A 9,266-nucleotide genomic window follows, 5' to 3' on the forward strand; every position below is an offset into this window, starting at 1 on the left:
CTCCCACAATTGTGGGAGCTGGCGAAGCCGGCGATGGGCTGCCAAGAAGCCTTAAAAAATAGCGGGTCAAGCCGCCTCCCTGCCCCGCGCCACCGCCTGGGCAGCTGCCAGCATTGCGCGCAACAGCACCGCACAACCATCGGCCAGGTCCTGGGGGGCGGCGTTTTCGATTTCGTTGTGGCTGATCCCGCCTTCACACGGCACGAAGATCATCCCGGCCGGCCCCAGCTCAGCGAGAAAAATCGCGTCATGCCCGGCGCCACTGACAATGTCCATGTGCGACAGGCCCAAACCCTGAGCGGCACTGCGCACCGCCTCGACACAACCCTTGTCGAAATACAGCGGCGGGAAATCTGCCGTCGGCGTCAGGGTAGGCGTCAACCCGTGCTGCTCGCAGGTGCTGCTGATCACGTCCTTGACCTGCGCAATCATCGAGTTCAGCCGCGCCGGTTCCAGATGACGGAAGTCCAGCGTCATGCGTACCTCACCGGGTATCACGTTGCGAGACCCCGGGTACGCCTGCAGGCAACCGACCGTGCCACAGGCATGCGGTTGGTGTTCCAGGGCCACGCGGTTGACGGCGGCGACCACCGCACTGGCGCCGACCAGGGCGTCCTTGCGCAGGTGCATCGGGGTCGGCCCGGCATGCGCCTCGACGCCGCGCAAGGTCAGGTCGAACCACTTTTGCCCCAGTGCCCCCAGCACCACACCGATGGTCTTGTGCTGGTCTTCAAGGATCGGGCCCTGCTCAATGTGCGCCTCAAAGTACGCCCCCACCGGATGCCCGCTGACAGCCCGGGGCCCGGCATAGCCGATGGCGTTGAGCGCCTGTCCCACGGTAATGCCCTCGGCATCGGTCTTGGCCAGGGTCTCTTCGAGGGTGAACTTTTCGGCAAACACCCCCGAGCCCATCATGCACGGCGCAAAGCGCGAGCCTTCTTCGTTGGTCCAGACCACCACTTCCAGCGGCGCCTCGGTCTCGATGTTGAGGTCATTGAGGGTGCGCATCACCTCAAGCCCGGCCAGCACGCCAAAGCAGCCGTCGAACTTGCCGCCGGTAGGCTGGGTGTCGATATGGCTGCCGGTCATCACCGGCGGCAATTGCGGGTTGCGGCCAGGGCGGCGGGCGAAGATGTTGCCCACGCCGTCGATGCTCACGCTGCACCCCGCCTCCTCGGTCCATTTCACGAACAGGTCACGGGCCTGGCGGTCCAGGTCGGTCAGCGCCAGGCGACAGACCCCGCCCTTGACCGTAGCACCGAGTTGCGCCAGTGCCATCAGCGACTGCCACAAGCGCTCACCGTTGATGTGGGCGTGGGTCGACTGCAGAACGTCCTGTGCTGTTTTCATGCTGTTCTCCTGCATCACGTGCCTGGCCTCTACGGGCCATAAGGACTACACGGTGGGTTTGAGACTGGCGGTGCGGGCCGCCTTGAGTTGGCCGAGGCCGTAGTAAATCAGGCCGCCCAGGGCGGAGCCGGTAAACCAGCCGAAGTCGTAGAACCAGCTGAAACTCGGGCTGTGCAGCGACATCAGGGTCAACGCCACCGGCACCCCGAAGGCGATGAAGCCGCTGAGGTTCCAGGCCGGGTAAACGTCGTCGCGGTAAAGCCCGGCCAGGTCCAGGGTCTGTTTGCGCAACAGGAAGTAGTCCACCACCATGATCCCGGCAATCGGCCCGAGCAGGCTGGAGTAACCCAGCAACCAGTTGGAATAGACGCTTTCAAGGCTGACATCGCTGACAATCCAGCCGAGCTTTTTCAGCAGCTCATGGCCCATCAGCAACAACCCGACCAGGCCGGTGAGCAGCACTGCTTTGGTCCGCCCGATCCACTTTGGCGCCAGGTTCTGAAAATCATTGGTGGGCGAAACGATGTTCGCCGCGGTGTTGGTCGACAGGGTGGCAATGATGATCAGGGCCATGGCCAGGGCGACCCACATCGGGCTCTGGATATGCCCGATCAGGCTCACCGGGTCTGACACGGTCTGCCCCACCAGCGAGGCCGATGCGGCGGTCAGTACCACGCCCAGGGCGGCGAAGAGGAACATGGTCAGCGGCAGGCCGAATATCTGCCCGAGGATCTGGTCTCGCTGGCTTTTCGCGTAGCGGCTGAAGTCCGGGATGTTCAACGACAAGGTGGCCCAGAAACCGACCATGGCCGTCAGCCCGGCGAAGAAGTAGCCGTAGACGCTCGCCCCTTCCGGGCGCTTCGGCGGCTGCGCCATCAGCTCGCTGATCGACACGTTGGGCAAGGCCCACACCAGCAGCCCGGCACCGACCAGCACCAGCAATGGCGCCGACAGGGTTTCCAGCCATTTGATCGATTCGGCGCCGCGCAGCACCACCCACAGGTTCAGGCACCAGAACAGCATGAAGCCGATGACTTCACCGGTGCCGCCCAGTGCCTTCCAGTCCGCCGACAGCGAGCCGAGGAACAGGTGAATGGCCAGCCCGCCGAACATCGTCTGGATCCCGAACCAGCCACAGGCTACCAGCGCACGGATCAGGCACGGCACGTTGGAGCCGATAATCCCGAACGAGGAGCGCAGCAGCACCGGAAAGGGTATGCCGTACTTGGTGCCGGGAAAGGCATTGAGGGTCAGCGGAATCAACACCACGGTGTTGGCCAGCAGGATCGCCAGCAGCGCTTCACCCACCGTCAGGCCGAAATACGCGGTCAGCACCCCGCCCAGGGTGTAGGTCGGCACGCAGATCGACATGCCGACCCACAGCGCAGTGATGTGCCATTTGTTCCAGGTGCGCTCCTGCACCTGGGTCGGGGCGATGTCGTGGTTGTAGCGGGGGCTGTCGAGGACGTCGCTACCGGCGTCGAGTTCGTACAAGCCATCACGTTCACGCACTTGCGATCGGTTCTGCTGCATGGCCACTCCACTGTTTTTGTGTTTTTGGAGGTACTCGCACGGCATGGGGGCATTCACGGCTGCCCATGAGAAATCTTGACCATTTCCACAACCTGTCAAGAACGACAGGACCACTGGTCGTTTTGTCAGAAGCCAATCAGTAGGAATAAACTCATATATTTCAATTAGTTAACATAGATATAAGCTTATAAATTAATTATTTGCCCTATTCATAAACCCCTACTAAATTCAATTCCTGACAGCGATGACAGGTTTTGACCTACGCTGCAAAAAGAACAAAACCTAGAGCCGGTAACAACCGGTCAAGCCTGCGAGGAGCATCTGATGACGCTTTTGATTCGTGGCGCCACCCTGATTACCCATGAGGAAAGTTATCGCGCCGACGTGCTGTGTGCCGACGGTGTGATCAAGGCCATCGGCACCGACCTCGAGGTTCCAACCGACTGTGAGATTCTCGACGGCAGCGGCCAGTACCTGATGCCCGGCGGCATCGACCCCCACACCCACATGCAGTTGCCGTTCATGGGCACGGTGGCCAGTGAAGACTTCTTCAGCGGCACCGCCGCAGGCCTGGCCGGCGGTACCACATCGATCATCGACTTCGTCATTCCCAACCCGCAGCAGTCCTTGCTCGAAGCCTTTCACCAGTGGCGCGGCTGGGCGGAAAAGTCCGCCGCCGACTATGGCTTTCATGTCGCCATCACCTGGTGGAGCGAGCAGGTGCGCGAGGAGATGGGCGAGCTGGTGCGCCTGCACGGCATCAACAGCTTCAAGCACTTCATGGCCTACAAGAACGCGATCATGGCTGCCGACGACACCCTGGTCGCCAGCTTCGAACGCTGCCTTGAACTGGGCGCAGTGCCTACGGTGCATGCCGAGAACGGCGAGCTGGTCTATCACCTGCAACGCAAGTTGCTGGCCCAGGGCCTCAACGGCCCTGAAGCGCATCCGCTGTCGCGCCCCTCGCAGGTCGAGGGCGAGGCCGCCAGCCGCGCCATCCGCATCGCTGAAACCCTGGGCACGCCGCTGTACCTGGTGCACGTCTCCACCCGCGAAGCACTGGACGAAATCAGCTATGCCCGTGGCAAGGGGCAGCCGGTGTACGGCGAAGTGCTGGCCGGCCACCTGCTGCTGGACGACAGTGTGTATCGCCATCCCGACTGGCAGACCGCTGCGGGCTATGTCATGAGTCCACCCTTCCGGCCGCGCAAGGACGGCCATCAAGAAGCCCTGTGGCACGGCCTGCAGTCGGGCAACCTGCACACCACCGCCACCGATCACTGCTGTTTCTGCGCCGAACAGAAAGCCGCCGGCCGCGATGATTTCAGCCGCATCCCCAACGGTACGGCCGGCATCGAAGACCGCATGGCGGTGCTCTGGGACGAGGGGGTGAACAGCGGCAAGCTGTCGATGCAGGACTTCGTGGCGCTGACGTCGACCAACACCGCGAAGATCTTCAACCTGTTCCCGCGCAAAGGTGCCCTGCGCGTTGGCGCCGATGCCGACCTGGTGCTCTGGGACCCGCACGGCACCCGGACCATCTCCGCCGCCACACACCACCAGCAGGTGGACTTCAACATCTTCGAAGGCAAGACCGTGCGCGGCATACCCAGCCACACCATCAGCCAGGGCAAGCTGGTCTGGGCCAATGGCGACCTGCGCGCCGAGCGTGGCGCCGGGCGGTACATCGAGCGCCCGGCGTACCCGGCAGTGTTCGACCTGCTGAGCAAACGCGCCGAGCATTCGCAGCCCACTGCGGTCAAGCGCTAGCGCCGCGCCGACAAAAACCGGCGGAACAATAAAAAGAAAAGAGGAAACCACCGTGATCGAGTCCCTCAAGCACCTCCCCCGACCGTCCAGTGACAACGCCACCCTCGCCGATCATTTCAGCGACCTGGCCCCGCCCCTCAACGCCCGACAGGCCGCCGTAGAAGCTTCGCGCTGCCTGTACTGCTACGACGCGCCCTGCGTCAACGCCTGCCCCAGCGACATCGACATTCCCTCGTTCATCCGCAATATCCACCAGGAGAACGTTCAGGGCGCGGCCGAGAAAATCCTCTCGGCCAACATCCTCGGCGGCAGCTGCGCCCGGGTCTGCCCGACCGAGATCCTGTGCCAGCAAGCCTGCGTACGCAACAACCACCAGGAATGCGCCCCGGTGCTGATCGGCCTGCTGCAACGCTATGCCCTGGACCATGCCGAATTCGACGCCCACCCCTTCCAGCGCGCCGCCAGCAGCGGCAAGCGCATTGCCGTGGTCGGTGCCGGGCCGGCGGGTCTGTCGTGTGCCCACCGCCTGGCCTGGCATGGCCACGACGTGGTGATCTTCGAGGCCCGCCCCAAGTCCGGCGGCCTCAACGAGTACGGCATCGCCAAGTACAAAGTGGTCGACGATTTCGCCCAGCGCGAGGTCGATTTCGTCCTGCAGATTGGCGGTATAGAGGTGCGCCATGGTCAGGTACTGGGCGAGAACCTCAGCCTGGGCGAGCTGCAACAACAGTTCGACGCGGTGTTCCTCGGACTGGGCCTGAACGCCAGTCGCCAGTTGGGCCTGGCCGATGAGTACGCCCCGGGCGTGCTCGCTGCCACCGATTACATCCGCGAACTGCGACAGGCCGAAGACCTCAACCGCCTGCCCCTGGCCAATCGCTGCATCGTCCTCGGTGCGGGCAACACCGCCATCGACATGGCCGTGCAGATGGCCCGGCTCGGTGCCCAGGATGTGAACCTGGTGTACCGCCGCGGTATCGAGGACATGGGTGCCACCGAACACGAACAGCACATCGCCAAGGCGCATCAGGTGCGCCTGCTGACCTGGGCGCAACCGGAACAGGTATTGCTCAACGATCAGGGCCGGGTACGCGGCATGCGCTTTGCCCGCACACAGATGATCGACGGCCGCCTGCAAAGCACAGGAGAAACCTTCGAACTGGCTGCCGACGCCATCTTCAAAGCCATTGGCCAGACCTTCGATGAGCAGGCCTTGAGCGACCACAGTGCCCAGGTCCTGGCCCGCGAAGGCGATCGCATCCGCGTTGACGAACACATGCGCACCAGCCTGCCCGGCGTGTACGCCGGGGGCGACTGTACCCACCTGGGCCAGGACCTCACCGTTCAGGCCGTGCAGCACGGCAAGGTGGCCGCCGAGGCCATCCATGCCCAACTGATGCTCAATGTGGAGGCTGCATAATGGCTGACCTGTCGATTGAATTCGCTGGCATCAAGGCCCCCAACCCGTTCTGGCTGGCCTCCGCGCCGCCAACCGACAAAGCCTACAACGTGGTGCGCGCCTTCGAGGCCGGCTGGGGTGGCGTGGTCTGGAAGACCCTCGGCGAAGACCCGGCCGCCGTCAACGTGTCGTCGCGTTACTCGGCCCACTACGGGGTCAACCGTGAGGTCATGGGCATCAACAACATCGAGCTGATCACCGACCGCTCGCTGGAAATCAACCTGCGCGAGATCACCCAGGTCAAGAAAGACTGGCCCGACCGCGCGCTGATCGTGTCGCTGATGGTGCCGTGTGTCGAAGAATCGTGGAAAGCCATCCTGCCGCTGGTCGAGGCCACCGGCGCCGACGGCATCGAGCTGAACTTCGGGTGCCCGCACGGCATGCCCGAGCGTGGCATGGGCGCGGCGGTCGGCCAGGTGCCGGAGTATGTCGAGCAGGTCACCCGCTGGTGCAAAACCTATTGTTCGCTGCCGGTGATCGTCAAACTCACCCCCAATATCACCGACATTCGCCAGTCGGCCCGCGCCGCCCATCGTGGTGGCGCCGATGCCGTGTCGCTGATCAACACCATCAACTCGATCACCAGCGTCGACCTCGACCGCATGATCGCCCTGCCGATTGTCGGCGACATGAGCACCCATGGCGGCTACTGCGGCTCGGCGGTCAAACCCATTGCCCTGAACATGGTCGCCGAAATCGCCCGGGACCCGGCCACCCGTGGCCTGCCGATCTGCGGCATTGGCGGCATCGGCAGCTGGCGCGACGCCGCCGAGTTCATCTCACTGGGCAGCGGCGCGGTACAGGTATGCACTGCCGCCATGCTGCATGGCTTTCGCATTGTCGAAGACATGAAGGACGGCCTGTCGCGCTGGATGGACAGTCAAGGCTACCGCAGCATTGCCGACTTCAGCGGCCGCGCCGTTGGCCATACCACTGACTGGAAGTACCTGGATATCAACTATCAGGTCATCGCGCGGATCGATCAGGACGCCTGCATTGGCTGTGGCCGCTGCCACATCGCCTGTGAAGACACCTCGCACCAGGCCATCGCCAACTTCCGGCAGGCCGACGGCAGCCACCGCTACGAGGTGATCGACGCCGAATGCGTGGGCTGCAACCTGTGCCAGATCACCTGCCCGGTCCAGGACTGTATCGAGATGGTGCCGCAGGACACCGGCAAGCCGTTTCTCGACTGGCTGCATGATCCACGTAACCCCTACCGCGAAGCTTCTTGATAGGATCAGCGAGTCGCCCGACAGTTCGAGGAAGCCATCGTCATGTTGTATCGCCTGGGTGCCGATGGCTTGGTGCTGCTGCACTTGCTGTTCATTCTGTACGTGCTGTTTGGCGGCTTGCTGGTCCTCAAGTGGCGCACGGCGTGGTACTGGCACCTGCCCGCCTTGTGCTGGGGCATCGCCGTGGAGTTCCTGCACCTGCCCTGCCCGCTCACCACCTGGGAAAACAGCCTGCGCCAGGCGTCGGGCCGGGCGGGCTATCCAGGCGGTTTCGTCGAGCACTACATCTGGCCGATCATCTACCCCGCCGGCCTGACACCAAACATTCAGTTAGTGCTTGGCACCTGTGTGGTGCTGGTCAACCTGGCTATCTACCTGTGGGTGATTGTCAGCGCGAGGCGACGATGAACAACCGCGGGAACGGCAACAGCACACGACCATCGGCCGCCGGCGGGTACGCCTGCTCCATGGCCTGCAGGTAGCGCTGCAGGAAGGCCGCCTGCTCATCGCCATCCAGGGCAGCAAGGTAGGGGCGCAACGCCGAGCCCTTGAACCACTCCACCACCGCCTGGGCGCCGCCCGTCAGCGGGTGGTAATAGGTGGTACGCCAGACATCGACCTGCTGGCAATACGGGCTGAGCACATCGTAGTAGAAGCTGGCGCTGTGCCGTGGCGGGTGCTTGACCGCACCGATCTTGCCGGCCCAGGGACCTTCGCTGGCGATCTCGCGCGCCGCGCGATGGGCCGGTTCGTCGAGGTTGTCCGGGGTCTGGATGGCCAGCAGGCCGTCGGCCTTGAGCTGCATGGCCAGATGCGGGTACAGCACATCATGCTCGGGCAACCACTGCAGCGAGGCATTGGCGAGGATGACGTCAACGCCATCAGATGCCGCCCAGGCAGCAATGTCGCCCTGCTCGAACGACACCGTTGGCAAGCGCTGGCGTGCTGCATCGAGCATATCGTCGGAACTGTCCAGGCCGGTGATACGCGCATCGGGAAAACGTTCGCGCAGCACCTGGGTCGAGTTGCCCGGGCCACACCCAAGGTCGATGGCCGTAGCCACCTGGCGATCCGGTAACGCCGCGACCAGATCGCGCACCGGCCGCGTGCGTTCGTTTTCGAAGGTGCTGTACTGCGTCGCTGACCAGGTCATGGCGGGTCCTTGTGTGGCAGAGGGGACGTCGGGGGGCAAGCATAGTTACTATAAGCACCCTCTGCCCCTTGCCGGAAGCCCCTCATGACCTTGCATATCCGCCCTGCCCGACACGACGACGCGGCCCAGATCCTTGCGTTCATCACCGAGCTTGCCGAGTACGAACGCGCCCGCCACGAAGTGATTGCCTCGCTCGAAGACATTCAGCGCACGCTGTTCGATGACGGCGCCAAAGCGTCGAGCCTGATCTGCGAACGGGATGGCCAGGCCATTGGCTACGCCGTGTACTTCTACAGTTACTCGACCTGGCTGGGGCGCAACGGCATCTACCTGGAAGACCTGTACATCACCCCTGAGCAGCGCGGCAGCGGTGCAGGCAAACAGTTGCTGCGCCACATCGCCATTGAAGCCTGCGAAAACGGCTGCGGGCGACTGGAATGGAGCGTGCTGGACTGGAACGAGCCAGCCATTCAGTTCTATCGCTCGATCGGCGCGGCACCGCAGGACGAGTGGGTGCGTTACCGGCTTGAAGGCGACACGTTGAAAGCCTTTGCCAACCCTGACTGAAAATGCTGGCGAGCGCTGTGCGCTCGATCGCAGGCTACCGCCAGCTCCCACTGGGGGGAGAACCTGGTTAACTGTAGGAGCAACTGTCTTTGGATCTCTTTCTAAGAAGATCTTTTTTCAGCATGACCCGGTCGGCGATGGTGCTAAAGCAGCATCGCTGATAAGGCTGATCCAAACCCAACCTCCAAATGCAGTCCGA

Annotated in this window: 8 protein-coding genes; 5 read left to right on the plus strand and 3 right to left on the minus strand. The window is 63.2% G+C overall.

Annotated features, from left to right (window positions below; translation table 11 throughout):
- Positions 1-66: 66 nt before the first annotated feature.
- Positions 67-1,350, minus strand: a complete 1,284-nt coding sequence (locus I5S59_RS26155) for a Zn-dependent hydrolase (protein WP_197879157.1) — start codon at positions 1,348-1,350, stop codon at positions 67-69.
- 45 nt (positions 1,351-1,395) lie between these two features.
- Positions 1,396-2,883, minus strand: a complete 1,488-nt coding sequence (locus I5S59_RS26160; protein WP_197879158.1) for an NCS1 family nucleobase:cation symporter-1 — start codon at positions 2,881-2,883, stop codon at positions 1,396-1,398.
- 324 nt (positions 2,884-3,207) lie between these two features.
- Here I5S59_RS26160 and hydA point away from each other — a divergent pair, with 324 nt between their 5' ends.
- From hydA to I5S59_RS26180, 4 genes are read left to right on the plus strand one after another with little or no spacing between them, the layout of a single operon-like run.
- Complete coding sequence (gene hydA, locus I5S59_RS26165; RefSeq protein ID WP_197879159.1) at positions 3,208-4,653, plus strand: dihydropyrimidinase; 1,446 nt, start codon at positions 3,208-3,210, stop codon at positions 4,651-4,653.
- 52 nt (positions 4,654-4,705) lie between these two features.
- Positions 4,706-6,073 (plus strand): NAD(P)-dependent oxidoreductase, encoded by a 1,368-nt coding sequence (locus tag I5S59_RS26170; RefSeq protein WP_197879160.1) that lies wholly within the window; start codon positions 4,706-4,708, stop codon positions 6,071-6,073.
- The gene (gene preA / locus I5S59_RS26175) at positions 6,070-7,347 is read left to right on the plus strand and encodes an NAD-dependent dihydropyrimidine dehydrogenase subunit PreA (protein ID WP_197879164.1); all 1,278 of its coding nucleotides are present in this window, start codon (positions 6,070-6,072) and stop codon (positions 7,345-7,347) included. Before I5S59_RS26170 ends, preA begins: the two co-directional genes overlap by 4 nt.
- Before the next feature lie 42 nt (positions 7,348-7,389).
- Entirely contained in the window at positions 7,390-7,755 is a 366-nt protein-coding gene (locus tag I5S59_RS26180; protein ID WP_197879161.1) for a DUF2784 domain-containing protein, read from the plus strand.
- Here the strand turns inward: I5S59_RS26180 and tam are convergent.
- Positions 7,736-8,500 carry a trans-aconitate 2-methyltransferase gene (gene tam, locus I5S59_RS26185; protein ID WP_197879162.1) on the minus strand — a complete coding sequence of 255 codons (765 nt, stop codon included), beginning with the start codon at positions 8,498-8,500 and terminating at the stop codon, positions 7,736-7,738. The two genes, I5S59_RS26180 and tam, sit on opposite strands and share 20 nt — an antisense overlap.
- A gap of 84 nt (positions 8,501-8,584) precedes the next feature.
- Between tam and I5S59_RS26190 the strand changes: the two genes are divergently transcribed.
- On the plus strand, positions 8,585-9,067 hold the full coding sequence (locus tag I5S59_RS26190; RefSeq protein ID WP_197879163.1) for a GNAT family N-acetyltransferase: 483 nt from the start codon (positions 8,585-8,587) through the stop codon (positions 9,065-9,067).
- Positions 9,068-9,266: the final 199 nt, after the last annotated feature.

The organism is Pseudomonas alkylphenolica (assembly GCF_016009175.1).
GTDB lineage: Bacteria > Pseudomonadota > Gammaproteobacteria > Pseudomonadales > Pseudomonadaceae > Aquipseudomonas > Aquipseudomonas alkylphenolica_B.

What these genes read in the sequence shown, in the direction of transcription:
- hydA (WP_197879159.1), top strand. Translation starts at nt 3,208, where the DNA reads ATGACGCTTTTGATTCGTGGCGCCACCCTGATTACCCATGAGGAAAGT.
- tam (WP_197879162.1), bottom strand. Translation starts at nt 8,500, where the DNA reads ATGACCTGGTCAGCGACGCAGTACAGCACCTTCGAAAACGAACGCACG.
- I5S59_RS26190 (WP_197879163.1), top strand. Translation starts at nt 8,585, where the DNA reads ATGACCTTGCATATCCGCCCTGCCCGACACGACGACGCGGCCCAGATC.
- I5S59_RS26155 (WP_197879157.1), bottom strand. Translation starts at nt 1,350, where the DNA reads ATGAAAACAGCACAGGACGTTCTGCAGTCGACCCACGCCCACATCAAC.
- I5S59_RS26160 (WP_197879158.1), bottom strand. Translation starts at nt 2,883, where the DNA reads ATGCAGCAGAACCGATCGCAAGTGCGTGAACGTGATGGCTTGTACGAA.
- I5S59_RS26180 (WP_197879161.1), top strand. Translation starts at nt 7,390, where the DNA reads ATGTTGTATCGCCTGGGTGCCGATGGCTTGGTGCTGCTGCACTTGCTG.